Origin of the sequence: Pseudomonas sp. IT-P176 (assembly GCF_949767245.1) — a bacterium.
Taxonomy (GTDB): Bacteria; Pseudomonadota; Gammaproteobacteria; order Pseudomonadales; family Pseudomonadaceae; genus Aquipseudomonas.
In genome coordinates this window covers 22,613-46,987 of sequence record NZ_CATKPN010000041.1, presented here as the reverse complement: position 1 = coordinate 46,987, position 24,375 = coordinate 22,613, and the positions used below count along the sequence as shown (strand labels likewise).

Here is a 24,375-nt window from a genome sequence, read left to right as displayed (position 1 = left end):
CCTTGAGGAGAAAGATGATGAACGAACTCAAACGCGTAGAACGTATCGACTCCACTCCCTTTCAGACCCAGCCAACCCAGAACGTGCAAGGCTGGGAACGCATCGGCTCGCTGGCGGGTGGCGTGGTGATGGTGGGCAAGGGCCTGCGCCGTGGCGGCGTGTTCGGCCTGATCCAGGTGACGCTCGGTGGCGTCGCCCTGGCGCGGGGTATCACCGGTCATAGCTCGGCAAAAAGCTTCCTGGAAAAAAGCCGCCAGGACCTGGACAACGTCCGCGCGAAAATCGAACGGGCCGGCGAGGACCTGAAAATCCTCAAGGCCAATGCCGAGGCCGCGACCCACACCGCGCCAGTGGCCAGAAACGATTCGTTGAACTCACCCAAGTCTGGGGTGTAATTCGCGCGACGCGCGACGCACGCGCTAGTGCAGCAACTCGCTGCCCAGGACCTTCGATGGCTCGCCGATGATGCTTTCGGCCAATGCCACGAACTCCTGGGTGCTGATCCGTTCCAGGTGCATGGCACCGCGGAGCATGTCGTCGAGTGAGCGCTTGTTGCGGGTCTTCAGGCGAATCTCGCGATCCAGCTCCTGCATCAGCAATACCGCCCTGGCCACCTGGGCCGGATTGGCCTGCTCGCCGCGCAAGCTACTGACTCCATGGCCGGTCTTGGCCAGGCTGTTTTCCAGCACCTGATAGCGCTCATCGCTCATGCCGCCGGCCCGGCGCAGCAGTTCAATGGCGTAGTACTCGGCAAACCCTTCGCTGATCCAGTCACTGCGCTCTTCGTCGCTGATCCGCGCGAACATCTGCGCCAGTTCACGCAACAACGGGCTGTTGCCGCTTTCGCTGATCAGCGGCAGACGGCTGTGCAGGTAAATCGATTCATGCCCGGCCGTGCTGCCGCGCCACATCGGGTCGGCGGCGCCGACGATCAGCAGCTTGCCCGGATGCCGTGGATACAGCGCCTGCACCTGCGGCCAGACGAATGTCAGCAGGGTCAGCACGTCCATGCGGCGCATACCCTGCCCGCGCGGCGAGGCAACCGTGACTTCGGTCTCGCCCAGACGAGTGCGGCGCGTGCCCAGGTTGCCGGCGAGCATCCAGCCGGTGGGTCGGTCAAACAGTCGGGAGACGTTATCGATACGAAAGCGGTTCTTGCCAATGCGCGGCCAGGCCGTCTCGATGCTTTTCCAGCCCGCCGGCAATTCGAACACCAGGCGCGCCACCAGCTCGATGCCATCTTGTTGATCCAGGCGCGCTGCCGGCACCAGGTCATCCCCGCGCATCAAGGCCCAGTTCGGCGTCATGCGGGTCTCGAAGGTGGTGTTCTTGCGTGGCTGGCTGATACGCACCCGATAGGTCAGGCTGGCCTTGTCGGGGGCAGGTCGCCAGACGCCGCGCACAGCCTTGCCCGGGGTCAGTTGCCACTGGCCGTCGGCCTTGAAATCGCTGTAGCGGCTGCCGTCCGCCAGGTCAAAATCGAGGCTGCGCACCGCCGAGCCCTGAGCCAGGGTCACGCGCACTTCGGCCTGGTCGCTTTGCGGCAACAGGCGCACGTGGTAATCCAGATCGACCTTCTTGGCCGCCCACACCGATGAACTCAGCACCAGCAGCGACAATGCCAATGACAAGCGCACAGCCATACACACTCCTTCGTGATTCACTTGGACAACGCGCGGCGCTTAACCTGCGCGAAAAATCAGATGATCTTCCCAATCATCCTCGGCCACACTGCCCTCGGCGAGCATGCGCCCCGACTGAGAGATTCGCTCATGGTGCACCGCGTCGCGATCGCCGCACACCAGGTGATGCCAGAGCGGCAAGTCCTTGCCTTCACTGACCAGGCGATAACCGCAGGTCGGCGGCAACCACTTGAACTCATCGGCCTTGCCCGGCGTCAGCTGGATGCAGTCCGGCACCGACTCGCGGCGGTTCGGGTAGTCGCTGCACTGACAGGTCTTGAGGTCCAGCAGTTTGCAGGCGATGCGCGTGTAATAGACGCTGTTGTCGTCTTCATCCTCGAGTTTTTGCAGGCAGCACAGACCACAGCCATCGCACAACGACTCCCACTCCTGCTGGTCGAGTTGGGCGAGGGTCTTGCGTATCCAGAACGGTTCAACTTTGGCGGCCATGGTTCAAGCTTCTGCATCAGCGGTGGAAAAGGCCGCCAGTCTAGTGCCCAAGCCCCCGCGGGCCAAGCGCTGGCGACTGCCGGTACGCCGGCACTTGTCAGTTTTCCCGCGGCGCAGTAGCTTTGCAGGTCACAACGACCCCGGCCCAGGGAGTCATCAACGCCCACCGCGTTGCACCCGGGCGAGCTGCCAGGGGTCGCAAAAACCCCACTGCCCAGCCAACTGTGCGCCCCCGGTTTTTATTGCTGTGTACCCTCATCGACCTTGCCAGGAATCTCTTTCATGAGCGCCAATCCCCGCGTTGCCGAGTATGCCATCCACCCGCAGTTCACCGATCGCTGGTCGCCACGGGCCTTTACTGGTGAAGCCATCCCGGAAGAAACCCTGCTGAGCTTTTTCGAAGCCGCCCGCTGGGCACCTTCGGCCTACAACTCGCAACCTTGGCGGTTTCTCTACGCGCGCCGGGACACGCCGAACTGGGAGCGCTTCCTCGGCCTGCTGAATGAGTTCAACCGTGGCTGGGCCCAGCACGCGTCGGCGCTGGTGATCGTAATCTCGAAAACCACCTTCACCGCGCCTGGTGCCGAGGCCGAAACCCCGGCCTTGTGGCACACCTTCGACACCGGTTCGGCCTGGGGCCACCTGGCCCTGCAAGCCTCCATCAGCGGCTGGCACACCCACGGCATGGCCGGCTTCGATCAGGAGCTGACCCGCAAGGAGCTGAACATTCCAGAAGGCTACGCGCTGCACGCCGCCGTGGCGATCGGCAAGCTGGGCGACAAGGCCACCCTGGCCGAATACCTGCAAGCCCGAGAAGTGCCAAGCCCACGCCGGCCGCTGAGCGAACTGGCGGCCGAGGGTGATTTCACCCTGTAAGCACAGTAATTCCGGGGGGTTGCTAATCCCCCACATACCCACAGTGATTCTGGGTGGTTGCAAATGCTCCATACACCCACAGTGGGGGTTGGGGTTACTGGGGTTGTCTCAATAGCCGCGGTTGAAATCCACTTCGCCGCGCAGCGCTTCCCCGGCCTGATAAGCCCGCAGGTTTTCGACAAACAGCTGCGTCATCAGCGCCGGTGAAGTCGGTGCCGAGCTGTGGCCGGTCAACAGCAAGCCCCAGGCGGTCCAGAATGGGTGGCGCTGGGGCAGCGGTTCCTGGCGGCAGACATCGATGACCGCGCCAGCCAGGTGCCCTTCCTTCAAGGCTTCCACCAGGTCGGCATCGACCACCGCCACACCGCGCCCGGCGTTGATCAGCAGGCCCGTAGGCTTGAACTGCTTGAACAGCGCGGCATCGTACAGGTCATGGGTGCTCGGAGTGTTGGGCAGCAGGTTGACCACATAATCGACCTCACCCACCAGGCGTCCGAGGTCCTGCAACCCGGCTACTTCGATGAACGGTGCCTGTTCACGAGGCGCGCTGGCGATGCCGTACAACTGCACACCAAATGGCTTGAGGAACTCGGCAACGCTCTGGCCAATATCCCCGGTGCCGACGATCAGCACCTTGCGCCCGACCAGGCTCTGGCCCTGGCGGCTGTCCCACTTGCGCTCGACCTGGCTGACTAGGCGCGGCAGCACTTCGCGCTCATGTCCGAGCATGTAGGTGAGCACGTACTCGGCCATCACCTGGCCAAAAATCCCCACGGCGCGGGTCAGGCGGTAATGCCGTGGAAGCCCTTCTACCAGCAGCGGCGTGATGCCGGCCCAGGTCGACTGCAGCCACTGGGGCTGGTGGCCTTGGCGCAACAGCGTTGCCAGCAAGTCGGGCTGCCCCAGCCACACCGGGCAGTCGGCAGCCAGGTTGGCCAGTTCCGCGGAGTCGCCGCTGGTCATGACCTGCAGCTCGGGTGCCAGCTGTCCCAGGAGTTGGGCATACACAGCGTGGTCGTGTTCGGCAATCAGAACGCGCATGGTTCAAACCTTAAAAAACAGTGCACAAGGCCGCCGAGGGAGTGCACTCCCCCGTTTGCGGCCACCGCCAGAAAATCCAGTGCCGGTCGCCGTCAGATCGGATCGTTACGTCGCAGCAACTCTTCGGGCAAGTGCTCGATGTACTCGTCTTCGGCTGGCGGCATTTGCAGGTGGTAGCCCTGCTTGTCGAGGTTTTCCAGGACCTGGGTAATGTCCTCACGCGAGAGCTTGCGCTCCGGAGTCAGCACCAGGTCGAAGGCGTGATGGGGTTTGCCGAAGGCCAGCAGCAGGCTTTCCGGTACGCGCTCCAGAGCATCGCTCTTGAGCACGTAGAGGTACATTTCGTTTTTCTTCAGGCTTCGGTAAATCGAGCAGATACGTTTCAAGGCTGTTCTCCGGCAGTGGCCAGGCTGTCGAGCAAGGCCTGGCCCATCAGTTCGCGGCGCCAGCCACGCAGCGATTCAGGCAATTGGTAGGGACCATCCGGGAAGCCGCTCTTGAGCAAGGCCTCCAGGGTCTTCTTGCGCAACATCAGTTCGGGCGCGATGTTCAAGCGCTCCGCTTCGGCCTGGCCCAGCGCGCGCAGGCGCTTGACCAGGGCGGCGGCTTCGATCGGCAACGGCTCGGGCACAGCGGCTGGCCATTGCTCGGGGGGCACGCTGCCGGCCCGCTTGATCAGGTCCAGCAGGAACTCGCCGTCCTGGCGCACGGTGCGCGGGTGCATGTCTTCGATTTTTGCCAGCGCCGCGAGGTTATCCGGCTGGGTCCGGGCCAACGGCCACAACGAATGCTCACGCACGATGCGGTTGCGCGGCAGGTCACGGGCCCGGGCTTCAAGCTCGCGCCAGGCACACAGCTCGCGCAGCACGACCAGTTGGGCGCGGGACAGTTTCCAGGCCAGCTTGGCCTCGCGGTAGACCTCGTACGGGTCGGTTTCGCGGCGTAGGTTGGCCACCAGTTCGGCGCCATCCTCCAGGACCCAGGCAAACTTGTCGTCCGACAACTTCGGCCGCAGGCGCACGAACACTTCTGCCAGGTGCAGGGCGTCTTCGGCGGCGTAGCTGATCTGGGTCTCCGACAGCGGACGTTGCAGCCAGTCCGAGCGGGTTTCACCCTTGGGCAGGTCGATGTCCAGCACTTGCGAGACCAGGCGCGAGTAGCCCATGGAGAAGCCCAGGTTCAGGTAGGCGGCAGCCAGCTGGGTATCGAACAGCGGCGCCGGCAGGCTGCCGGTCAGGCGCAGCAGGACTTCGAGGTCTTCACTGCAGGCATGCAGCACCTTGAGCACAGCCGGGTTTTCCAGCAATGCCGCCAGGGGCTGCCAATCGTCGATGGTCAAAGGGTCAATCAGGTAAGCGCGCACGCCGTCGCCGATCTGCAGCAAGCCTGCAATCGGATAGAAGGTGTCGACCCGCATGAATTCTGTGTCGAGGGCGACGAACGGCAACTGCTGCCATTGGGCGCAAAACTGACCGAGGCTATCGTTGTCGCGAATCCAGTGAATATCGATGGCCACACGGCTCTCCCTTGAAGAATGGCGCGCAGTATATATCGCCCCCGGCGATTTCCGCGCATCCACTGAGCAAGAGCGTAGGCGAAATGATCTACGGCACGCGGTCAAGCGCTCGCCGGATCAGTCCTGGCTGAGTTTGCGCAGGACGTACACCCGGGTCGCAGCAATGCCCGGCAACACATCCTGGTGCATGAGGATCTTGAAGCCGGCCGCCTTGAACTCGGCCTCCAACTGGTTTTTTCCGACCCCGGGCGCCGCCTGCGTCGCCAGGCCGGCGACCCAATTGCAGCGACCCGCCAGCCGCACCACCACAATCAAAGTGTCCCGGCTCACCCGCTGGAACTCCTGGAGCAGGGCCATGCGGTGTTCGGCGCACGCCAGGTGCTGGAACAGCGTCGAACAGACGATGCAATCCACCGCATTGGCCGACAGGCCGATGGAGAAGGCCGAACTCTGCAAGGTCCGGATGCGTGTCAGCAGGCTCGTCGAGTGGTGCGTACGGGCATGCTTGAGCGTGTCCGGGGAGGGGTCGGCCGCCAGGATCACCCGGTTGCCGTGCTCCCCCAATACCGGCCAGTACCGTCCGACGCCACAGGCCACATCCAGCACCAGACCAGGCTCCCCCGCTTCGTTGAGTGCATTGCGCAGTAACTGCTCGCGGCGCCACTGCGCCAAACGCTGGCGCCAGCTCGGTGGTTGGGGCTCGACGCAGGCACAGGCGTGCTGCTGGCCATGGCGCTCAGCAGATTCGCGCTCGATGGAAGATGGCGGGTGGGCGGACATGAGGGCGACTCTTATAAGGTGTCTGCTGGGGCCAGCCTGGGGGCTGGCGTAGAGATAAGGTGGCTGGCGTTCAATCCTTGGCCAGGACGCCGTCGACCACGGCACCTCGGCAGCCGGCGAACAGGTCCAGGTCGGGGTTGTAGACCTTGCTGTTGACCTCCAGCAGCCCCAGCATCGAATGAAACAGGTTGTCTTGGCTCAGGGGCTTTTCCCGGCTCAGTTGCAAGCAGTGGGTGTCGACCGAGAACGCCTTCTGATAACTGTCGGAGAACCAGGCGAGCATCGCGACATGCTTCTGCTGGTCGGGGGCGAGCATGTAGGGCGTGCCATGCAGGTACAGGTTGTACTCGCCCAGGGATTCGCCGTGGTCCGACAGGTACAACATGGCCGTGTCGACTTTTTCCTGGTTGTTGCGCAACAGGTCGATCAGCGTCGACAGCACATGGTCGGTGTAGACCAGAGTGTTGTCGTAGCCATTGACGATGCTTTCCCGACTGCAATTGTTCAGCGCGTTGCTCTCGCACACGGGGGTGAAACGCTCGTACTCCTTGGGATAGCGCTTGAAGTACTCGGGACCGTGGCTGCCCATCTGGTGCAGGACCAGCACGGTGTCCTTGTCCAGGGTGTCGATGAAGTGCTGCAGGCCCTGCAGCAGGATTTCATCGCGGCATTCACTGTTGGCGCAGAGCACCGGGTCCTTGAAGTTGCTGACATCTTCCAGGGTCACCCGGTCGCAGGTGCCCTTGCAGCCCGACTGGTTGTCCCGCCAGATTACGTCCAGCCCCGCATGTTTGAGCACATCCAGCAGGCCTTCCTCATTCTTCGCCTTGCTGGCGTCATAGTCCTTGCGCCCCATGTTGGAGAACATGCAGGGCACCGAGACCGCGGTTTCCGTGCCGCAGGAGTGCACGTCGGTAAAGGCGATCAGCCCCGCTTCCTGGTCCAGTTGCGGCGTGGTGTCACGCCCGTAGCCAAGAATCCCGAAGTTCTCGGCGCGGGCACTTTCGCCCACCACCAGTACGGTCAGCGATTTACGCCCGTGGGTCTGCCAGGTCGGATTGCGCTGGGCGTCTTCGCCGAGTTTGACGAACGGTTGCTGCGCAGACTTCACTTGCTCGCGCAAATAACCAATGGAAGCGCCGATGTAATTGCTCGGCACTACCATCAAGCGCAACTCGTGGTGATTGCGAAACAACGAAGACAACCCTTGATAGTTAACAAGTGCCACGCCACCGATGACCACGGCCGAGGCGCCGGCGACCAACACTTTACTGAGCAACTCACGGTGCCAGCGACGATAACTAATCGGGGTTTTCCACAGAATAAATGACGGCAGCACACCCAATAACAAGTTGTACGCCAGCAACTTTATCGACAATAAGTCACGAACTTCGCTGGCATTGGTCTCGGCAAAGTTACGCAACATCCCGGCATCGACCAGCACTCCGTACTGACTCATGAAATACGCCACGCCGGCACTGGCCATGAAGATCAGAGTCAGCACTGGCTTGAACACTGGACGGAGGGCCAGCAGGGTCAGGATCAGGTTGAACGCACAGAGCAGCATGACGCCGAACGCCACCCGCATACCGATACCTTGGGCATCGCTGGCGGTAATGTCGAACAGGTGTTGCCAGAGGACAGCGTTGTAGCCAGCCAATAGAAACGCACTGGCAATCAACGTCACCCATTCCGGGCGCACGGCTTTTATTTTAAACATGGGAGGTCTGCTTGTTCCTGAAGTAGGTGCCGCCAACAAAGAACGAACTATTCTTTCCTGACCACGGCACAAACTTTAAGCAGCCTTGCATCAATATTTCGTGAAAAAGACGCCAACAAATAGTGGGTTAACAGCTATTTGTTGGCGTCCTGTTTGTTAACTATTCCTATCTCACGCCTGATGCAAGTACCAGCGCCAGTCCTGCTCGCCGACTTCGCCCATGAACTGGCGGTACTCGGCACGCTTGACTGCCAGGTAGACCCCAAGGAAAGGCGCACCAAAGGCATCCCGGGCCCAGGCCGAACTTTCCAGTGCACGCAGGGTGGTCAGCCAGTCCGTGGGCAGCAATTCCTTGGCCTGGGCGTAACCGTTGCCCTCGACCGGCGCTCCCGGGTCGCGCTGCTCGCGAATGCCGCGATGAATGCCGGCCAGGATCGCCGCAGCGGCGAGATAGGGGTTGGCATCGGCGCCGCAGATGCGGTGCTCGATATGCCGCGAAAACGCCGGCCCGCCGGGCACCCGCAGGCTCACGGTGCGGTTGTCGACGCCCCAGGTGGCGGCCAGCGGCGCGTAGCTGTTGGTCTGGAAACGGCGATAGGAGTTGGCGTTGGGGCAGAACAACAGCAAGGAGTCGAGCAAGGTGCTGAGCATGCCACCGACCGCCTGGCGCAGCAGCGGCGTGCCATCGGGGGCGTCGCTGGCAAACAGGTTGTTGCCGTCCTTGTCGGCGATGCTGACGTGCATGTGCATGCCGGTACCGGCCAGGTCATCGAACGGCTTGGCCATGAAACAGGCACTCATCCCATGCTTGTGGGCCACGCCCTTGACCAGGCGCTTGTAGCGCACCGCCTCGTCCATGGCCTGCAGGGCATCTTCGCGGTGCTCGAGGGTGATTTCGACCTGGCCCGGAGCGTATTCGGAAATCGCCGTGCGCGCCGGAATCCCCTGCAGCTTGCAGGCGGCATAGAGGTCGGCGAGAAACGGCTCGATCTGCTCCAGTTCACGCAAACCGTAGACCTGGGTCGAGCGCGGCCGCCCACCGTCGACGTCCCGCGCCGGTTGCGGGCGACCCTGGCTGTCGCGCTGCTGATCGAGCAGGTAGAACTCCAGCTCCGCGGCCATCACCGGGTAATAACCATCGGCCTTGAGCCCATCGATCACCTTGGCCAGCAAATGCCGAGGATCGGCCACGGTCGCCGGCATGCCTTCTTGCGGGTGCATGCTGACCTGCACCGCCGCCGTCGGAATCTGCCGCCATGGCATGCGCTGCAAACTGCCGCTGACCGGGTAGGCGCGGCAATCGATGTCGCCGACCTCCCAGACCAGCCCGGAGTTTTCCACGTCGTCGCCATTGATGGTCAGGCCCAGGATGGTGCTGGGCAGCGGCCGCCCGCTCTGGTAGACCGCCAACAACTCATCGCGGTGCAACAACTTGCCCCGGGGCACGCCGTTGTTATCGACAATGAACAGCTCGAACATCTCGATATCCGGGTTGGCTTGCAGAAAATCATTGGCTTCTTGCAGGGAGGCAAAGGGGCTCGTGGCAACACTCATGGGAACGCTCGTATATCCGGGTCAGGCAGGCGCACAGGCACCGCCAGTCAGGCCCTGGCGCAACACCGGGGCCGTTGAAATGATTCAACGGGAAATACGCACATCCGGTGGGCGCGCATGGCGGCAATGCCATAGCGCCCAAAAGGCCAGTTCCGAAGGCAGGGCAGACAGGTTCAATGCGCTGGCGGGCAAGAATCGACGCCGAGGCTGACGGCATGACGCACTAGCGCCAGGCACAGCTGCGGGGTGAGTGTCGATCGAGCAACCGTCCATAGGGTAAACCGCAGAACACAGAGGGCGAACAGCGTCACACGCGGTAATAAGTCGTTAAATCCACACTTGAAGAACCTTGGTTGCAGATTTGCTAAACATTCCCCCTGCAAGCCTGCGAGGACTGCGTCCTCGAACGCAGCCTCGCGGGCTCGACAGCTGCTACGGGGGATTGGGGGATTGCTGAGATCTGTGGTGTGGGGGAGATCGCCATCGCGGGCAAGCCCGCTCCCACAGGGAAATGCGTTCCCCCCAGACAAAACAGGCCGGCCTCCACCCCCAACACATTTAATTTCTAAATCTCCCCGCAGACTTTCTGATTTGCCGCCACCCACCCCCTACCCGCCTAATCCAGCCCTATCCCCCCAAGGTCCGATTATGCAAACCGTACGTGCCACCTCCCGCCCCGCGATCTGGCTGATGCTAGCCGTCGTTCTCGTCGCCCTGAACCTACGCCCGTCCATGGCCGCCATCGGCCCACTACTGACCGGCATCCGCAGCGACATCCCCCTGAGCTTCAGCCTCGCCGCCCTGCTCACCATGCTGCCGGTCATGGCCATGGGGCTGGCGATGTTCTTCGGCATGCGCATCAGCCGCCACCTGGGCGAACACCGCACCGTGGTCCTGTCGCTGCTGATCATCGGCCTGGCCACCGCCTCCCGGTTATTCCTCGACTCGGCCGCCGAACTGATCTTCAGCGCCGTCCTGGCCGGCATCGGCATCGCCCTGATCCAGGCACTGCTGCCGGCCCTGATCAAATCCCGCTTCAGCGATAACGTCTCGCTGTTCATGGGCCTGTATGTCACCTCGATCATGGCCGGCGCTGCCATTGCCGCCTCATTCGCGCCCCTGGTGATGATCAACACCGGCAGTTGGCGCATCGGCCTGGCGATCTGGGCGGCACTGGCGGTTGTCGCCTTGCTGTTCTGGTACGCCCAACGTTCGGCCATCGCCCCCCAGGCCAACCCAACCGTCAACAACACGTCCTTTGCCGGTAATCCCCGCGCCTGGTTGCTGGCCATCTTCTTTGGCCTGGGCACGGCGTCCTACACCTGCGTGTTGGCATGGCTGGCGCCCTACTACGTGGAGAAAGGCTGGAGTGAACAGAGTGCCGGCCTGGTGCTGGGGTTTCTCACCGCCATGGAAGTGATCTCCGGCCTGTTGACCCCGGCCCTGGCCAACCGCTGCCGCGACAAACGCCTGGTGCTGATGGTGTTGCTGGGCCTGATCGTCGCCGGTTTCTGCGGGCTGATCCTCAGCCCAGAGTCCCTGAGCCTGCTCTGGCCTTGCCTTTTGGGGTTGGGCATCGGCGGGTTGTTTCCAATGAGCCTGATCGTCTCGCTGGACCACCTCGACCATCCCCAGCGCGCCGGCGGCCTGACGGCCTTCGTGCAAGGCATCGGCTACCTGATTGCCGGGGTTTCGCCGCTGATTGCCGGGATGATCCGCGATCAACTAGGCAGTTTCGAATGGGCCTGGTGGGCCCTGACCGCGGTGGTGCTGGTGATGATGCTGATGGTCCTGCGCTTCGACCCACGCCACTACGCCAGGCACATCGACTGAGCAGCCGAGTCTGCGGCGCATGGTCCTGAGCCGCGCCTTCCGTTAGCATCCCTGGTCCAGGCGTGTGCGCAACCTGCACACGCCGCTGAACGGACGTTATGGATGCTCAACAGTAACTTGCTGCGCAAGCTCGATATGCAGGACCTGATGGTGTTCATCGCGGTGTATGAACAGTGCAATGTCAGCGGCGTATCCGACGCCTTGTGCGTCAGCCAGTCCACCGTGAGTTATTGCCTGAAGAAATTGCGCACCAGTTTCGAGGACGAGTTGTTCATCAACACCCGGACCGGCATGCGCGCGACGGACAGGGCCAGCAGCATGTACCCCCATGTGCTGCAGATCATCGAGAGCATCAACCTGTGCCATGCCGGGGTCCAGGCGTTCGACCCGACTCGGCGGGCCGTGACCTTCAACCTCTGCGCCCCGGAGTACTTCGAACAGTTGGTCCTGCCGCGCCTGCTGCGACGCTTCGCCCAGGTCGACCTGCCGGTGACCATCAATGTGCACAAACTCGAAAGTGAGATTCCCGCCGAAGAACTGCGCGACGGCCGCATCGATCTGGTGATCGGCTTCGGCCCTAATTTTCATCAGCACCACAGTGACTTCAAGTCCCAGGTTTTGCTCAGCGATGACCTGGTGTGCGTGGTCGACCAGCACGCCCCGCACCCGACGCCGCGCTTCAGCCTGCAGGATTTCGTCCAGCGCCGGCATGTCTTTCCCACGCCCTGGACGTCCAGCACCAACATGGTCGATGGCTGGCTTGCGCAGCAGGCCCACAAACGGCAGGTTGTCGCCCGCGCCAACAGCTACAGTGCGGCGCTGAAGTTGATTGTCGGCACCGATTACCTGCTGGCCATGCCGCGGCGTATCCAGCAGTTGCTGGCCAGCGAACCCGGGTTCAGCCATTACGAGGCGCCCCAGGGTCTGCCGAGGTTCAGCTTGGACATGCTGTGGAGCGAGGCCAGCGACCTGGACAGCGCCAACACCTGGCTGCGCGAGCAGGTGATCGAGGCCTGTGTCGCGCAACCGCTGGAGTGAAGGGTGCGGCGGGTCTCAGCGACCGATGGCGGTCTTGGTGTAGGACTCGCGGTCAATGTCCAGGACTTCGACGGACAGTTGCACCTCGACCCCGGCCGGCCATTCGCACAAGTCCTGCAGGACCGCCAGCAGGCTATCGGACAATTGCTTCTTGATCGCCGGTGAACGGCCACTGAGTATCGCCAGGCGCAACGCCACGAAGCCCCGCTCGCCCATGCCGGTACCTACACGGAATGCGCCCACCTGCATGGCCCGACTCTTGATGTCGAACTCATCGGCAAACTGCCCGGAACCGGCCAGCGCGTGGTTGAAACGCAGCAGTGCCACGTCCGCGTTGAGCCCTGGCAGGTTGTCGGTGTATTCCATGTGCAGGTGAGGCATTGCAGTGCTCCTTGGGTTAACCATCAAAGTGCCTACGTATAGCACAGACCGCTCCTACCGCCCTCTGCGACATTGGCCTAGATCTGCGGCGCCCCGCGGTCGCTCATGAAGGCTTCCAGGCGCGAGCGCAGCCAACGCTCGGCCGGGTCGGTGTCGACATGGCTGAGCCAGACCATGGACAGGTCCAGGGTCGGGGTGTGGAACGGGAACGGTTCCTTGAACAATTGCCCCGAGGCAGCCATGGCTGCGGCGGTGTAGTCCGGCAGGCTGGCGATCAAGTCGGTGCCCGCCAACAAGGCCGGCAAGGCACTGTATTGCGGCACCGATAACACCACCTGGCGGGTGCGGCCGATCTCGGCCAGCCACTCATCGGCAAAGCCGCTGACGTTGGCGGTGTGCGAGACCAGCACATGGGGCCGGGCGCAGTATTCGTCGAGGGTCAGCGGCGTGTCCGAGGCATCGGCACGCAGGATGCTGGGCTGGATGTGGCGCAACAACTTGCGCTTGGCATTGGCCGGCAGGCCACGGGTCTGGCTGATGCCGACGGTGATATCGCCTGACGCCAGCAAGTCGGGAATCCGCCAGTAGTCAACATGCTGCACCACGAACACCACCTGCGGCGCTTCCTGGCGCAAGGCGCGCAACAACGGTGGCAGCAGGCCGAACTCGACGTCATCGGACAGGCCGATGCGAAAGGTCATGGTGCTGCTGGCGGGATCGAACTCGCGGGTCAGGCTCAGGGCCGAAGACAAGGCGTCGAGCGCCGGAGACAGATGCTGGATCAGCTCCTCGGCCCGCGCCGTAGGCTCCATGCGGTGACCGACCCGGATAAACAGCGGGTCGTTGAGCATGACTCGCAGGCGATTGAGTGCCGAGCTGATTGTGGGCTGGCCGAGAAACAGCTTTTCCGCCGCGCGTGTCACGTTGCGTTCAAGCATCAGCGTTTCAAACACCACCATCAGGTTGATGTCGGCCTTGCGCAGTTCATTGCGATTCATCTACCGCCCCCAGTCCCCAAGACTGGCGACAGTTTAGGAAGCCGTGGGGAGTGCCGTCCATCGACATCGACGATTGATTGCACACCCGTGGGCAAACATCCGCTAGCCAACACCCGGCGGCCCGCTCACGCAGGTCGCCGGATGCCGGGCGCTACCGTCAGTTGCGCGCCTGAAGCCCTTCGATAAAGCCGGCGATACGCCCACAGGCGTCGCTCAACGCGGCATCGGAGACGGTGAAGGAGATCCGCACGAAACCGGCGGTGCTGGCCCCAAAGGCGCTGGCATCGAGTACCGAGACACCCGTGGCGCGGAACAGCTGCCAGGCGAAGTCGGTGCTCGACAGGCCGGTATCCCGCACATCCACCAGCATGAACATGCCGGCCTCGGGCACCTTGCACTTGAGCAGCGGCACGTTGCGCAACCCGGCGACCACCAGGTCACGCCGACGGCGATACAACTCGCGCGCCTGGCCGACCACCTGCTCATCCAGCTCCAGCGCCTTCAACGCGGCGGCCTGGATGAAGCCCGGCAAGCCATACAGCATGCACAGCAGCAGGTTATCCAGATGGCCGATCAGTTCCTGTGGCCCGACCACCCAGCCGACCCGCCAACCGGTCATGGCATGGGACTTGGACAGGCTGTTGAGCACCACGGTGCGTTCGCCCATGCCTTCCAGGGTCGCCACGCTCTGGTGCGCACGATCGTAGGTGAGCTGGCCGTAGACCTCGTCACTGATCACCCACAGGTTGTGCCGCTGGGCCACCAGGGCCACCGCTTCCAGTTCCTCGCGGGTGTAGACGTTGCCGGTGGGGTTGTTGGGCGTGGCCAGGGCGATGCCGCGAGTCTTGTCGGTCACCACCGCCTCGATGGCGGCCAGGGTCAAGCGGAAATCGTTTTCCGCCGGTTGGGCAATCGGCACCAGGCGGGCACCGCTGGCCTGGATGCTGGCCTCGTAGGTCAGGTACATCGGCGCCGGCACCAGCACCTCATCGCCGGTTTCGAACAGGCACATGGCGGTGGCGTACAAACCATTCTGCGCACCAGCCACCAGGGCCACGTTGGCGGCGGACACCGGCTGGCCGAGCAAGGCCGTCTGCTTGGCGGCAATCGCCTCGCGCAAGGCCGGGCGGCCGATCACGTGGCAGTAGTGAGTGTCGCCTTCGTTCAGGGCCTGGATCGCGGCCGCGCAGATCTCGTCGGCGGTGGCGAAGTCCGGATCGCCGATACTCAGGACGATGGCATCTTCACCCCGAGCCTGCGCATCACACGCGGCGTAGTGAATGTCCCAGGCGCTGACCGTCTCACCGCTGATGCGCTGGACCATGGACGAATATTTCATGAAAAACTCCTTGTGAGCCCTCGGGCCGACGTATCAACACAGCGTGAAGTCAGGCCTGTCGTTGGGGCGTTTTGCCGATACGGGCAAAGCCTTGTTCGATCAAGATCGCCAGAATGATGTAAATCACCGCCACCACCAGCAGCGGCTCATAGACTCGCAACGTTTGCGCACGCACCAGGTTGGCCGCACCGAGCAAGTCGGTGACCGCAACGGTGGAAGCCAGCGCCGTGGCCTTGAGCAGCATCACGCTCTCCCCTGCCAGGGTCGGGCGCAGCATCTGCAAGGCACGCGGCATCCATACTCGCCGCAGCACCAGCCAGGGCCGCATGCCATAGGCCCGCCCCGCTTCCAGCTCGCCACGCGGTACTGCGCGCAAACCACCGCGCAGCACTTCGCCGACATACGCCGAAACGCTCAGGGTCAGGGCAAACGCAACGTACCAGAAACCTTCACGCAAGTACGGCCAGAACATGCTGCCGCGAATCAACGGGAAGGTAGCGAACAGGCTACCCACGCCGTAGTAAAGCACGTAGATCTGCACCAGCAAGGGCGTGCCACGCAGGACGCTGGTGTAGAACCGCAGGCCGTTGGCCAGGAAACGGTTCTTCGATAGGCGCCCCAGGGCCACGCCAACCGCCATCAGGAACCCGAAGAAACCCGAGATCAGCAACAGCTGCAGGGTCAGCCCTGCACCCTTGACCAACTCGTTGTAAAAACTGCTCAACCACTGAAAGTCCATGCCTGCCCTTCCCTATGAGTGCCGTGGCATCCAGCGTTCGAAGCGAACTTCGACCTGCCGGAACACCGAACTGGAAACCAGCGTGATCAGGTAATAGAACGCCGCGACCGCGAGGTAAAACAGCAAGTAGTGTTTGGTCGAGGCCGCAGCCTGGCGCCCGGCAGTCAGCAGTTCGCTATAGCCGACCACGCTGATCAGCGCGCTTTCCTTGACCAGCACCAGCCACAGGTTGGACAGGCCGGCGATGGCGAACGGCAGCATGCTCGGCAGGATTACCCGGCGCACCAGCATCAAGCGATTGATGCCATAGGAGCGCGCGGCTTCGATCTGGCCGTGGGGAATCGATTCGATCGCCCCGCGGATGATCTCCCCCGAGTACGCGCCCTGCACAATGCCCAGCACCACCACGGCGGCCATGAACCCGTTGATCTCGACACTCGGTTGACCGAGCGCCGCCATCGTCAGGTTGATCAGGTCGGCACCGGCGTAATACAGCAGCAGGATCAGCAACAGCTCCGGCACTGCGCGGTACAGCGTGGTGTAGCAATTGGCACAGACCACCATCCAGCGTGGTCCCTTGAGTTTGACCATGGCCACGATCAGGCCGATAGACAGACCCAGGACAAAGGCGCCCAGGGAAATACCCAGGGTTTTCACCATGCCCTGCGCCAGGGCCTGGAGCCAACCGTCGGCAAAAAACAGCCGGGAAATTTCAGAAACAGTCATGAGCACACCTTCGCTGGGTTTGCTTGAGGTACCGGCTTACTCGAGGGCCGAGATATCGGTCTTGAAATAGCGCTCACGGATTTTTTCGTAGCTGCCGTCGGTTCGCAGCGATTGCAGGGCCACGTTCAGACGCTCACGCAGGGCTTCGTTGCCCTTGCGCACGCCCGCACCCACGCCGTCACCGAACAAGGGGTCGAGCGGAGCCACGCCCTTGCTCGCGAGCATGGCGTTGTCTGGCAGTTCGAGCAGCGGCTCGACCACCAACTGGTCGGCCAGCATGATGTCGACACGTCCGCTGCGCAGGTCGGCGAGGAGGTCGTCCTGGTCGTTGTAGTAACGGATGGTCGAGTCCTCGGCGTAGTACTTCTTGACGAAGGCGGCGTGGGTGGTGGAACCCTGCACGCCGATGATCTTGCCCTTGAGGCCGGCCGGGGTCGGGTCCAGTTCCAGGTTGCGCTCGCCGATCCACAGGGCGCGGGTGAAGAAGTACGGCTGGGTGAAGTCGATCACCTGTTGACGCTCGGGGGTGATCGACAGGGAGTTGAGCACCACGTCGACCTGCTGCGATTTGAGCGCAGGGATCAGACCGTCCCAGGACATTTCATTGAGACTGCATTCGGCCTGCATGCGGGCGCAGACGGCGGTGATCATCTCCGGCTCGAAGCCGCTCCAATCGCCCTTGCCGCTCTTGAACGAGAACGGCGGATAGGGTTCCAGGGCGATGCCGAACACCAGTTTGTCCGCGGCCATCGCGCTGCTCGCGATGCCGGCCAGCAAGCAGGCTTGCAGGGTAACCAACAGAGTTTTTTTCATGCAGGGTGCCTCTTTCAGGTTGTTGTTATCGAGGTTGAAAAAACCGACGCGATTACCCGCGGTTGTCCTGGGCCATGACAAATTGCCGGCAGCGTTCGCTGCGCGGATCCAGCAGTACCTGTTGGGGCGGACCTTCTTCCTCGACCCGGCCCTGGTGCAGGTAAATCACCTTGCTCGACACATCCCGGGCAAAGGCCATTTCGTGGGTCACCAGAATCATCGTGCGGCCTTCCTCGGCGATGCCCTGGATCACCCGCAACACTTCGCCCACCAGCTCCGGGTCGAGGGCCGAGGTCGGCTCATCGAACAGCATCACTTGCGGGCGCATGGCCAGGGCCCGGGCGATGGCCACGCGCTGTTGCTGGCCGCCCGACAGAAACGCCGGGTAGGCATTGCGCTTGTCGATCAGGCCGACTTTTTCCAGCAGTTGCTCGGCGTGGGCGGTGGCTTCCTTGCGGTCCTCTCCGAGCACATAGACCGGGGCTTCGATGACGTTCTCCAGCACTGTGCGGTGCGGCCACAGGTTGAAGCTCTGGAACACCATGCTCAGGCGGGTGCGCAGGCGCTCGACCTGACGCGGATCGGCGACCTGCGCGACCCCATGGCGTCCGGTCTTCAGGCGTACTTCTTCGCCATTGATGCGCAGGCTGCCGCTGCAGGGAATCTCCAGCAGGTTGATGCAGCGCAGCAGCGTGCTCTTGCCCGAGCCGCTGGAGCCGATCAGCGAGACCACCTCGCCCTCCTTGGCGCGCATCGAAATGCCCTTGAGGACGTGGTGGTCGGCGTAGCTTTTGTGCAGGTCGTCGATGGCGACGACCGAGGTGTCCGCTGCCGGCTGCGGGATGTTCACGTTGGTGAGTGCTTGCACGTCTGGCTCCTCGAATACGGGGGGTTGCGGTACGCAGGGCTGCGGGGCATTACTCGTCCTCGCGCGCCGGGATCCACCACTCCTCACCGCGTACGGTGGTGATGTACTCCGGCCAGCGGAAACGGTGCGGCGCCTGGAAGTCGGCGGGCAACAGGGGCGCCTGCCAATGCTCGCCACCGATGCCACCGCCGGTGCGCTGGTTGAACTCGGCCTTGGCCGCCGCCAGCAGGTCGTCGTTGCAGAACAGGTCGAGCAAGGTGCTGGCGATGGTTTTGGCCGCCACGTCGATCATCGGGTCGATGGTCTGCGGGATGCCGCCCAGGGCGTTGGAGACCCAGTCTGGATAGACATGGCCGGCGGGCGCAGAGAGCATCGGCCGCGCGACGAGCAGGCGCACGGTCGGGCAATGCCAGGTGTATTCGGGGTAGTCGTCGGAGGTCAGGTACTTCTGCCAGGCCGGCATTTGCAGGCGCATCTGGCGTTCGCACTCCTGCGGCTCGATCAATTGTTCGATGGCTGGCAGGAAGGGTTCGGCCATCGGTTCCAGGCCCAGGTTGCGCTGGATGTCGCGGGCGATCTCGCAGGCTTCCAGGCCCCATTGCGGCGCACCGATGGCGGCCAGGTTGTCGTAGGTGGCCTGGGCCAGCACATGGTTGGCCAGGCCGCCACGGGACTTGCACACCCAGGTCTTTTTCCATTGGCAACCGGTGGCCATTGCCGCGGCGGCAGCGTTGTTGTCCATCACCGAGGAAATGGTTTCGGCCTGCTCGATCGAGTCGCAACGCAGCAGGTACTGGATCTGCGACAGGTGCGGCGGCAGGTTGTCGGCGGTGGCCTGGCCGGCAGTGAGGATGGCTTCGTTGTAGCTCCATAGGCCAGTGAACGGCAGGGTCGAACGGCGCAGGCTTTCATTGAGGTTGTAGAAGTGCATCAGCGCATCGTTGGCCCCCGGCGCGCGGGCTGCCAGGTGGTTCTGCGGGATGGGGCTGTAGCGGTCGGCGGCGATCCAGTTCTGCGGGTCTTCGCAGGTGAAACTGTAGATGTAGGCGTAGGCGATTCCGCAATGGGTATCCCAGGTGGTGGTGTTGTTCAGCGGCAGCATGTAGGTGGGGTGAAAACTGATGGCCGCATCCAGGTTGTCGTAGTAACCCTTGGCGGCATGCACCGGCTTGGAGGCGCGCAGCTTTTCTGCCGGCTCACCGAAGAAGCGGATGGTGCCCTGGATGCCAAACTCGAGCATCGCCGCCTTGGCCGCCAGCACCCCACCCAGGGCACTGATGCCGAGTGCCGAATGCGGGTCGGTGTGCCCGGGGGCAAACCGCGACAGGCCGTCACGCGGCATCTTTCGGGTGGTCGCGGCCTGGCAATTGCCAGGGACCGCGTCGTACTCGGCATAGGTCGCCAACACTGGGCCATTGCCGTTGCTGAAGGTGGCGCAGAAGGCGGTCGGCATGCCGCCACTGCCCTCTTCCACGGTGAAACCTTCCTTGCGCAGCAGCTCTACATACCAGGCGCAGGACTTGTACTCGCGAAACGCCGGTTCCGCGTAGTGCCAGATGATCTGGTGCCAATCGGACAACTGCTGGCGGTGCTGGTCGATCCATTTACGGGCAAATCTTTTCTGCAATTCCATGCGGCTCTCTCCCACAGATTCGGCGAATTGATGCTCAGGCAGACAGGAAGGCGGCGGCGTCCAGTTCCAGCAGGACCGGCTGGCGGGTGTCGGCCAGGCGGATCAGCGCTTCGCGCAACTGCTCGCGGCTACTAACGGACTGGTGCTGGACGTGGCAGGACTTGGCCAGCGCGGCGAAGTCCGGTGGCAGGATGTCGACGCCCAGTGGCGGGATCTCGCGGGCGGTCATGTAGTCGCGGATCTCGGCGTAGCAGTGGTTGTTCCACAGCACCACGATCACCCCTGCCTCGGCCTCACGCGCGGCGATCAACTCGGCGCTGGAGAACTGCACCCCGCCATCCCCCACCACTGCCAGTACCGGGCGCTCGGGCATCGCCAGCTTGGCGCCGATCGCCGCCGGCAAGCCGTAGCCCAAGGTGCCGAAACCGGTGCCGGCGTTGAACCAGCTGTTGGCTTGCGGCGCCCGGTAGCCCAACGCGCCCTGATACACCGGTTGGGTCGAGTCGCCGACCACAATCGGCGCCGGCAGGCTGTCGCGCAGGGTGTCGAGCATCTGCTGCATGACGTTTTGCTTGGGGCTCCAGCTCGCCCGCTCGGCGGCATTGACCCGCGCCACGCCAAGGCCGGCCCAGTCACTGGCGGGGCGCTCGGGCACGGCGCTCAAGAGTGCCTGCAGACCTTGCCCGGCGTCCCCCAGCAAACCGACATCGGCACGGGCTGCGCCGAGAATCTGCAGTGGGTCGATGTCGAGGCGAATCAGCGGTGCATTCAAGACCAGCGGCCCGAGGCCAAAGAAGTCGTAGTCGGTTTCGCCCAACTCAGTGCCGACCGCCAGGACCACATCCGCCTCGGCAAACAGCGCCCGGCCATGGGCCGACGACTGCACGCCATCGAGCAGCAACGGATGCTCCGGCGCCAGCAGGCCACGGGCATTGGTGGTCAGGGCCACGGGGGCCTGCAGCCGCTCGGCCAGCGCTTGCAGCAACGGGCCAGCACGCCGGGCACCGCCACCGGCAAGGATCAGCGGCTTACGCGCGGCAGCCAGCAGTTGCACCGCCGCGTCGATGTTCAGTGCGGCCGGGGCTGGGGCTTGCGGCAAGGTGCGCGGACGCAAGTCGAGGCCATCGGCCGGCATCTCCAGCACGTCGAGAGGGATTTCGATATGCACCGGCCGTGGCCGCGCGCAACTGAACAGCGCAAAGGCACGGGCCAGCACTTCGGGCAATTCCTGCGGGCGTTGCAGGGTATGGCTGAAGGCGCAAACCCCGGAGACGACGGCACGCTGGTCGGGCATTTCATGCAGATAGCCATGGCCCAGGCGCTGGTGTTCGCGACGGCTGGTGGTGGAGATCACCAGCATCGGCACTGAGTCGGCGTAGGCCTGGCCCATGGCGGTGAGGATGTTGGTCATGCCGGGGCCGGTAATGATGAAGCACACCCCGGGCTTGCCGCTGGCGCGGGCATAACCGTCGGCCATGAACCCGGCGCCCTGTTCGTGCCGTGGGCTGATGTGGCGCAGCGAACTGCCGTGCAATCCGCGATACAGCTCGACCGTGTGCACGCCGGGAATGCCGAACACCGACTCCACGCCGTAGCCTTCGAGTAACTGGACGAGCGCCTGGGCACAACTGGTCATGCGAGCACCTCTGTATTGTTATGGTTATGTCAGGCATGCGCGGCCTGATTCGAGGGCTCTAGTATTGGTGACAAAACAATTACATCAATCGAAATAAATTTGCGTCTTTGTCCAATTTAATTGAACAGATCGACCGTCGATGAGGGGGGCGAAAGGATCATATTGCTCACCAGTGATGGGCAAATTATTCGATTGTGGGGGTTGGGCATTTTCATAAAGATGCTGCGACGGCCCCCATAAGGAAGACCCCATGCTTGTCCGGCACCAGCCCCTCTTGACCCGCAATCCCTGCACCCAGCGCCAGCTGATCAGCCTGCATTACGGTCAGCCCGGGGGCGCCGGCAAGGTGTACCTGCAAGCCAGCCTGCACGCCGACGAGTTGCCCGGCATGCTCGCGCTGCATCATTTGCGTTTGCTGCTGGACGAGGCCGAGGCCCGTGGCGAGATCCTCGGGGAAATCGTGCTGGTGCCGATCGCCAACCCGATCGGCCTGGAACAGACGCTGATGCACGATGCCATGGGCCGTTTTGACTTCAACAGTGGCGAGAACTTCAACCGGCGTTACCCGGATTTGGCGCAGATGATCCAGGCGCAGCTTGGTGATGAGCTCAACGACGATCCGCAACACAACCTGCAACTGATTCGCCGCGCCATGGCCGCGGCCTTGCACGGGATGCTGCCGGGCAGCGAGCTCGACTCCCTGCGCCAGGCGCAATTGCTGCTGGCCCACGACGCCGACTTCGTCCTCGACCTGCATTGCGACGCCCAGGCGGTGGTCCACCTGTACGGCGAAACCCCCTATCAGGCCCAACTCGAACCGCTGGCCCGCTACATCGGCGCCCAGGCCACCCTGCTGGCCAGCGGCACCGGTGCCGGCTCGTTCGATGAAGCCTGCGGTCAACCCTGGTGGCGCCTGGCGCAACAGTTCGCCGGCCGCTTCCCGATTCCCCCCGGCTGCGTCGCCGCCACCGTCGAGCTGCGGGGTGAAGCGCAAGTCGAGCACCCACTGGCCAGCCAGGACGCTGCCGCGCTCTACGCCTTCCTGCAACACCGCGGCCTGCTCGCCGGCACCGCGCCGCCGCTACCCGCCCTGCTCCAGCCCATCACCCCCTTCGACGGCTCCCTGACCCTACGCGCCCCGTGCGCCGGGCTGGTGGTGTTCCTGCACAGCCCGGGAGCCTGGATCGAGTGCGAGCAACCGGTGGTCCACATCATTGACCCCATCAGCGGCACGACCCAGGTGGTGTGCAGCACCACAAGCGGAGTGATGTACATGCGCAGCGCCATCCGCTTTGCCGCGGCGGGGGTGGAGCTGTGCAAGGTGGCGGGAGCGGTGCCGTTGGCGGGTGGGGTGGTGGTTTCGGCGTGATGAGTTGTGTTGCGCACCATTGCGTAGAGCACTGCTTAATTCGCCGTTACAACCGAATAGATGAAAGTCGCTCAAAGGCGGAATAGGATTGCCTGGAAGTAAGCCATTGGCGTACACGCCCTGGCTACCGACAGGCGCAAAGCGCTGAAGACTGCCATCGAATATTGGAGATAACCATGAGCAAGTTTTTTGATGAGCTAATGGAAAGTGTGCAGCAGATGGACGAAATCGTCCGAGGGGAACGCCGCCCCTCCTGTGAATTTCATGTAGACGCCCTGCAGGTCAAACAAATCCGCAAAGCGACCGGCCTGACACAGGCCAAGTTCGCGGCGCTGATTGATGTGCAACTTGGCACCTTGCGCAATTGGGAGCAAGGTCGCCGTGAGCCGACAGGTCCGGCCAAGGCTTTGCTCAAAGCCATACACAATGATCCGGTGCATGTCTTGAATGCGTTGGCCGGTTGAATGGATGATCTCCCTCCTCCCCCAAAAAACCTGAGCTCAACCGAAATGGGCTTGGCGATGGCAGTTCGGGCAGAGCACCGCAACATTGGCAAGATTGTCCAATCCACCATCCGCAAGGCGGACCAGATGATGGACTTCTAGATAGGGCGTGCCGTTTGACTTGCGGTTGAAAGGTGCCAGTTTTTTACAAACTTCGCATGATCCGCCAGCCCGATATAGAGCCTCAGCCACTACGTCGGGATCTCTTACAAAGTACGTCGCAGTGAGCGTGAACTGAACAGGGACTACGTCCTTTTTCTTTGCCAGTCTGGCCAATCTTGCTGCAGAAGTATCATTCGAGGATACCCGCACCTCAGCCTCGGACACAGCAAGATACTGGGCGACTGTACCTCCAGGGTGATCGATGAGTAGCTCAGCGTTTGCCACCACCTCACGGAGCTTACGCAAGGTCAGCTTGCGAAGCTGCTCATAGTAATGAATGTGAAGTCTTGTGGCCTTCAACGCCTGCGTCAGTGCCTGTATACCAGCGTCTTGGTATGTACGGTGCAGATAAAGCTGAGTCGTCTCGACGTTGATCGCGCGGTGGTAACATTTCCCTTGCCGCATTATCCGGTAGACGTTGATCAGGTCATTGGCGTAAGTGGCGCCAACCTTTTCACCCACTAACCGGTCAACACCTTGCTTGATCGTCAATGACTGCTCAAACACTTGAACAGCCACATCGTATGCACTTTGAATTTGATGAGTAGTGAGCAGGTTCGCCATAGTTTTCCCTTTTAAAAAATGAACTGAATTGCCATTACTCAAGAGATCGGACTGCGGTAAACGCTCGCCGTAGCGAATAGCCATAGGCAGCCCACCCCCTTCTGTGAGAGCGAGCCGGACGGCGATCCGTCTGATCGCGATGGGCGCGAGCATA

General features: G+C 62.8%; 24 protein-coding genes. 6 read left to right on the top strand and 18 right to left on the bottom strand.

The genetic code is table 11. The features are described 5' to 3' along the window. Window positions 1-17 precede the first annotated feature (17 nt). Window positions 18-395, top strand: coding sequence for a DUF2892 domain-containing protein (locus ACM6IP_RS11320; RefSeq protein ID WP_414861502.1), 378 nt, complete (start codon window positions 18-20; stop codon window positions 393-395). 24 nt (window positions 396-419) lie between these two features. On the opposite strand, the gene ACM6IP_RS11315 is transcribed toward ACM6IP_RS11320, so the two are convergent. Next, complete coding sequence (locus ACM6IP_RS11315; RefSeq protein WP_414861501.1) at window positions 420-1,643, bottom strand: hypothetical protein; 1,224 nt, start codon at window positions 1,641-1,643, stop codon at window positions 420-422. Between the two features lie 39 nt (window positions 1,644-1,682). Further along, entirely contained in the window at window positions 1,683-2,132 is a 450-nt protein-coding gene (locus tag ACM6IP_RS11310) for a YcgN family cysteine cluster protein (protein WP_095171655.1), read from the bottom strand. 282 nt (window positions 2,133-2,414) lie between these two features. Here ACM6IP_RS11310 and ACM6IP_RS11305 point away from each other — a divergent pair, with 282 nt between their 5' ends. Next, window positions 2,415-3,008 (top strand): nitroreductase family protein, encoded by a 594-nt coding sequence (locus ACM6IP_RS11305; RefSeq protein ID WP_095171654.1) that lies wholly within the window; start codon window positions 2,415-2,417, stop codon window positions 3,006-3,008. Window positions 3,009-3,116: 108 nt separating this feature from the next. On the opposite strand, the gene ACM6IP_RS11300 is transcribed toward ACM6IP_RS11305, so the two are convergent. The 6 genes from ACM6IP_RS11300 to ACM6IP_RS11275 form a co-directional block, all read right to left on the bottom strand. Beyond that, window positions 3,117-4,049, bottom strand: coding sequence for a D-2-hydroxyacid dehydrogenase (locus ACM6IP_RS11300; RefSeq protein WP_414861500.1), 933 nt, complete (start codon window positions 4,047-4,049; stop codon window positions 3,117-3,119). A gap of 92 nt (window positions 4,050-4,141) precedes the next feature. After that, window positions 4,142-4,435: a YcgL domain-containing protein gene (locus ACM6IP_RS11295; RefSeq protein WP_095171651.1), complete on the bottom strand. Its 294-nt coding sequence runs from the start codon at window positions 4,433-4,435 to the stop codon at window positions 4,142-4,144. Continuing rightward, window positions 4,432-5,565 (bottom strand): ribonuclease D, encoded by a 1,134-nt coding sequence (gene rnd, locus ACM6IP_RS11290; protein WP_095171649.1) that lies wholly within the window; start codon window positions 5,563-5,565, stop codon window positions 4,432-4,434. The genes ACM6IP_RS11295 and rnd overlap by 4 nt, the downstream gene beginning before the upstream one ends. Before the next feature lie 117 nt (window positions 5,566-5,682). Next, window positions 5,683-6,345, bottom strand: coding sequence for a class I SAM-dependent methyltransferase (locus ACM6IP_RS11285; protein WP_414861499.1), 663 nt, complete (start codon window positions 6,343-6,345; stop codon window positions 5,683-5,685). Window positions 6,346-6,415: 70 nt separating this feature from the next. Next, window positions 6,416-8,065 (bottom strand): phosphoethanolamine transferase, encoded by a 1,650-nt coding sequence (locus ACM6IP_RS11280; RefSeq protein ID WP_414861498.1) that lies wholly within the window; start codon window positions 8,063-8,065, stop codon window positions 6,416-6,418. 171 nt (window positions 8,066-8,236) lie between these two features. Further along, window positions 8,237-9,619, bottom strand: a complete 1,383-nt coding sequence (locus tag ACM6IP_RS11275; RefSeq protein ID WP_095171643.1) for a glutamine synthetase family protein — start codon at window positions 9,617-9,619, stop codon at window positions 8,237-8,239. Between the two features lie 648 nt (window positions 9,620-10,267). On the opposite strand from ACM6IP_RS11275, the gene ACM6IP_RS11270 reads away from it, so the two are divergent. Together ACM6IP_RS11270 and ACM6IP_RS11265 are read left to right on the top strand one after the other, a co-directional pair. Continuing rightward, a complete protein-coding gene (locus ACM6IP_RS11270; protein WP_414861497.1) occupies window positions 10,268-11,452 on the top strand; it encodes a cyanate transporter in 1,185 nt (394 codons plus the stop codon). A gap of 102 nt (window positions 11,453-11,554) precedes the next feature. Further along, complete coding sequence (locus ACM6IP_RS11265) at window positions 11,555-12,490, top strand: LysR family transcriptional regulator (protein WP_414861496.1); 936 nt, start codon at window positions 11,555-11,557, stop codon at window positions 12,488-12,490. Between the two features lie 15 nt (window positions 12,491-12,505). Here the strand turns inward: ACM6IP_RS11265 and ACM6IP_RS11260 are convergent, their stop codons facing one another. The 9 genes from ACM6IP_RS11260 to ACM6IP_RS11220 form a co-directional block, all read right to left on the bottom strand. Then, window positions 12,506-12,871, bottom strand: coding sequence for a 5-carboxymethyl-2-hydroxymuconate Delta-isomerase (locus ACM6IP_RS11260; protein WP_095171702.1), 366 nt, complete (start codon window positions 12,869-12,871; stop codon window positions 12,506-12,508). A 77-nt stretch (window positions 12,872-12,948) separates the two neighbouring features. Further along, on the bottom strand, window positions 12,949-13,869 hold the full coding sequence (locus tag ACM6IP_RS11255; RefSeq protein WP_095171704.1) for a LysR substrate-binding domain-containing protein: 921 nt from the start codon (window positions 13,867-13,869) through the stop codon (window positions 12,949-12,951). Between the two features lie 157 nt (window positions 13,870-14,026). After that, window positions 14,027-15,208, bottom strand: a complete 1,182-nt coding sequence (locus tag ACM6IP_RS11250; RefSeq protein WP_095171706.1) for a pyridoxal phosphate-dependent aminotransferase — start codon at window positions 15,206-15,208, stop codon at window positions 14,027-14,029. A gap of 49 nt (window positions 15,209-15,257) precedes the next feature. Next, window positions 15,258-15,947: an ABC transporter permease gene (locus tag ACM6IP_RS11245; RefSeq protein WP_095171708.1), complete on the bottom strand. Its 690-nt coding sequence runs from the start codon at window positions 15,945-15,947 to the stop codon at window positions 15,258-15,260. Between the two features lie 12 nt (window positions 15,948-15,959). Continuing rightward, window positions 15,960-16,673 (bottom strand): ABC transporter permease, encoded by a 714-nt coding sequence (locus tag ACM6IP_RS11240; protein WP_095171710.1) that lies wholly within the window; start codon window positions 16,671-16,673, stop codon window positions 15,960-15,962. Window positions 16,674-16,709: 36 nt separating this feature from the next. Beyond that, on the bottom strand, window positions 16,710-17,486 hold the full coding sequence (locus ACM6IP_RS11235) for a transporter substrate-binding domain-containing protein (protein ID WP_414861495.1): 777 nt from the start codon (window positions 17,484-17,486) through the stop codon (window positions 16,710-16,712). Window positions 17,487-17,538: 52 nt separating this feature from the next. Continuing rightward, entirely contained in the window at window positions 17,539-18,354 is an 816-nt protein-coding gene (locus ACM6IP_RS11230; RefSeq protein WP_269467580.1) for an ABC transporter ATP-binding protein, read from the bottom strand. 49 nt (window positions 18,355-18,403) lie between these two features. Continuing rightward, complete coding sequence (locus tag ACM6IP_RS11225) at window positions 18,404-19,987, bottom strand: amidohydrolase (protein ID WP_159994271.1); 1,584 nt, start codon at window positions 19,985-19,987, stop codon at window positions 18,404-18,406. Between the two features lie 34 nt (window positions 19,988-20,021). After that, complete coding sequence (locus tag ACM6IP_RS11220; RefSeq protein WP_414861494.1) at window positions 20,022-21,623, bottom strand: 5-guanidino-2-oxopentanoate decarboxylase; 1,602 nt, start codon at window positions 21,621-21,623, stop codon at window positions 20,022-20,024. A 250-nt stretch (window positions 21,624-21,873) separates the two neighbouring features. On the opposite strand from ACM6IP_RS11220, the gene ACM6IP_RS11215 reads away from it, so the two are divergent. Continuing rightward, the gene (locus ACM6IP_RS11215; protein ID WP_414861493.1) at window positions 21,874-22,992 is read left to right on the top strand and encodes a succinylglutamate desuccinylase/aspartoacylase family protein; all 1,119 of its coding nucleotides are present in this window, start codon (window positions 21,874-21,876) and stop codon (window positions 22,990-22,992) included. Window positions 22,993-23,168: 176 nt separating this feature from the next. Beyond that, on the top strand, window positions 23,169-23,456 hold the full coding sequence (locus ACM6IP_RS11210) for a helix-turn-helix domain-containing protein (protein WP_401130353.1): 288 nt from the start codon (window positions 23,169-23,171) through the stop codon (window positions 23,454-23,456). A gap of 36 nt (window positions 23,457-23,492) precedes the next feature. Here ACM6IP_RS11210 and ACM6IP_RS11205 read toward each other — a convergent pair whose 3' ends face one another. Beyond that, window positions 23,493-24,305 (bottom strand): HNH endonuclease, encoded by an 813-nt coding sequence (locus ACM6IP_RS11205; RefSeq protein ID WP_414861492.1) that lies wholly within the window; start codon window positions 24,303-24,305, stop codon window positions 23,493-23,495. Window positions 24,306-24,375: the final 70 nt, after the last annotated feature.

Coding starts and splice junctions, on each gene's coding strand:
- ACM6IP_RS11315 (WP_414861501.1), bottom strand. CDS start 1,643: ATGGCTGTGCGCTTGTCATTGGCATTGTCGCTGCTGGTGCTGAGTTCA.
- ACM6IP_RS11310 (WP_095171655.1), bottom strand. CDS start 2,132: ATGGCCGCCAAAGTTGAACCGTTCTGGATACGCAAGACCCTCGCCCAA.
- ACM6IP_RS11250 (WP_095171706.1), bottom strand. CDS start 15,208: ATGAAATATTCGTCCATGGTCCAGCGCATCAGCGGTGAGACGGTCAGC.
- ACM6IP_RS11210 (WP_401130353.1), top strand. CDS start 23,169: ATGAGCAAGTTTTTTGATGAGCTAATGGAAAGTGTGCAGCAGATGGAC.
- ACM6IP_RS11255 (WP_095171704.1), bottom strand. CDS start 13,869: ATGAATCGCAATGAACTGCGCAAGGCCGACATCAACCTGATGGTGGTG.
- ACM6IP_RS11215 (WP_414861493.1), top strand. CDS start 21,874: ATGCTTGTCCGGCACCAGCCCCTCTTGACCCGCAATCCCTGCACCCAG.
- ACM6IP_RS11205 (WP_414861492.1), bottom strand. CDS start 24,305: ATGGCTATTCGCTACGGCGAGCGTTTACCGCAGTCCGATCTCTTGAGT.
- ACM6IP_RS11300 (WP_414861500.1), bottom strand. CDS start 4,049: ATGCGCGTTCTGATTGCCGAACACGACCACGCTGTGTATGCCCAACTC.
- ACM6IP_RS11285 (WP_414861499.1), bottom strand. CDS start 6,345: ATGTCCGCCCACCCGCCATCTTCCATCGAGCGCGAATCTGCTGAGCGC.
- ACM6IP_RS11240 (WP_095171710.1), bottom strand. CDS start 16,673: ATGACTGTTTCTGAAATTTCCCGGCTGTTTTTTGCCGACGGTTGGCTC.
- ACM6IP_RS11220 (WP_414861494.1), bottom strand. CDS start 21,623: ATGACCAGTTGTGCCCAGGCGCTCGTCCAGTTACTCGAAGGCTACGGC.
- ACM6IP_RS11270 (WP_414861497.1), top strand. CDS start 10,268: ATGCAAACCGTACGTGCCACCTCCCGCCCCGCGATCTGGCTGATGCTA.
- ACM6IP_RS11280 (WP_414861498.1), bottom strand. CDS start 8,065: ATGTTTAAAATAAAAGCCGTGCGCCCGGAATGGGTGACGTTGATTGCC.
- ACM6IP_RS11260 (WP_095171702.1), bottom strand. CDS start 12,871: ATGCCTCACCTGCACATGGAATACACCGACAACCTGCCAGGGCTCAAC.
- ACM6IP_RS11235 (WP_414861495.1), bottom strand. CDS start 17,486: ATGAAAAAAACTCTGTTGGTTACCCTGCAAGCCTGCTTGCTGGCCGGC.
- ACM6IP_RS11320 (WP_414861502.1), top strand. CDS start 18: ATGAACGAACTCAAACGCGTAGAACGTATCGACTCCACTCCCTTTCAG.
- ACM6IP_RS11305 (WP_095171654.1), top strand. CDS start 2,415: ATGAGCGCCAATCCCCGCGTTGCCGAGTATGCCATCCACCCGCAGTTC.
- ACM6IP_RS11275 (WP_095171643.1), bottom strand. CDS start 9,619: ATGAGTGTTGCCACGAGCCCCTTTGCCTCCCTGCAAGAAGCCAATGAT.
- ACM6IP_RS11265 (WP_414861496.1), top strand. CDS start 11,555: ATGCTCAACAGTAACTTGCTGCGCAAGCTCGATATGCAGGACCTGATG.
- ACM6IP_RS11225 (WP_159994271.1), bottom strand. CDS start 19,987: ATGGAATTGCAGAAAAGATTTGCCCGTAAATGGATCGACCAGCACCGC.
- ACM6IP_RS11245 (WP_095171708.1), bottom strand. CDS start 15,947: ATGGACTTTCAGTGGTTGAGCAGTTTTTACAACGAGTTGGTCAAGGGT.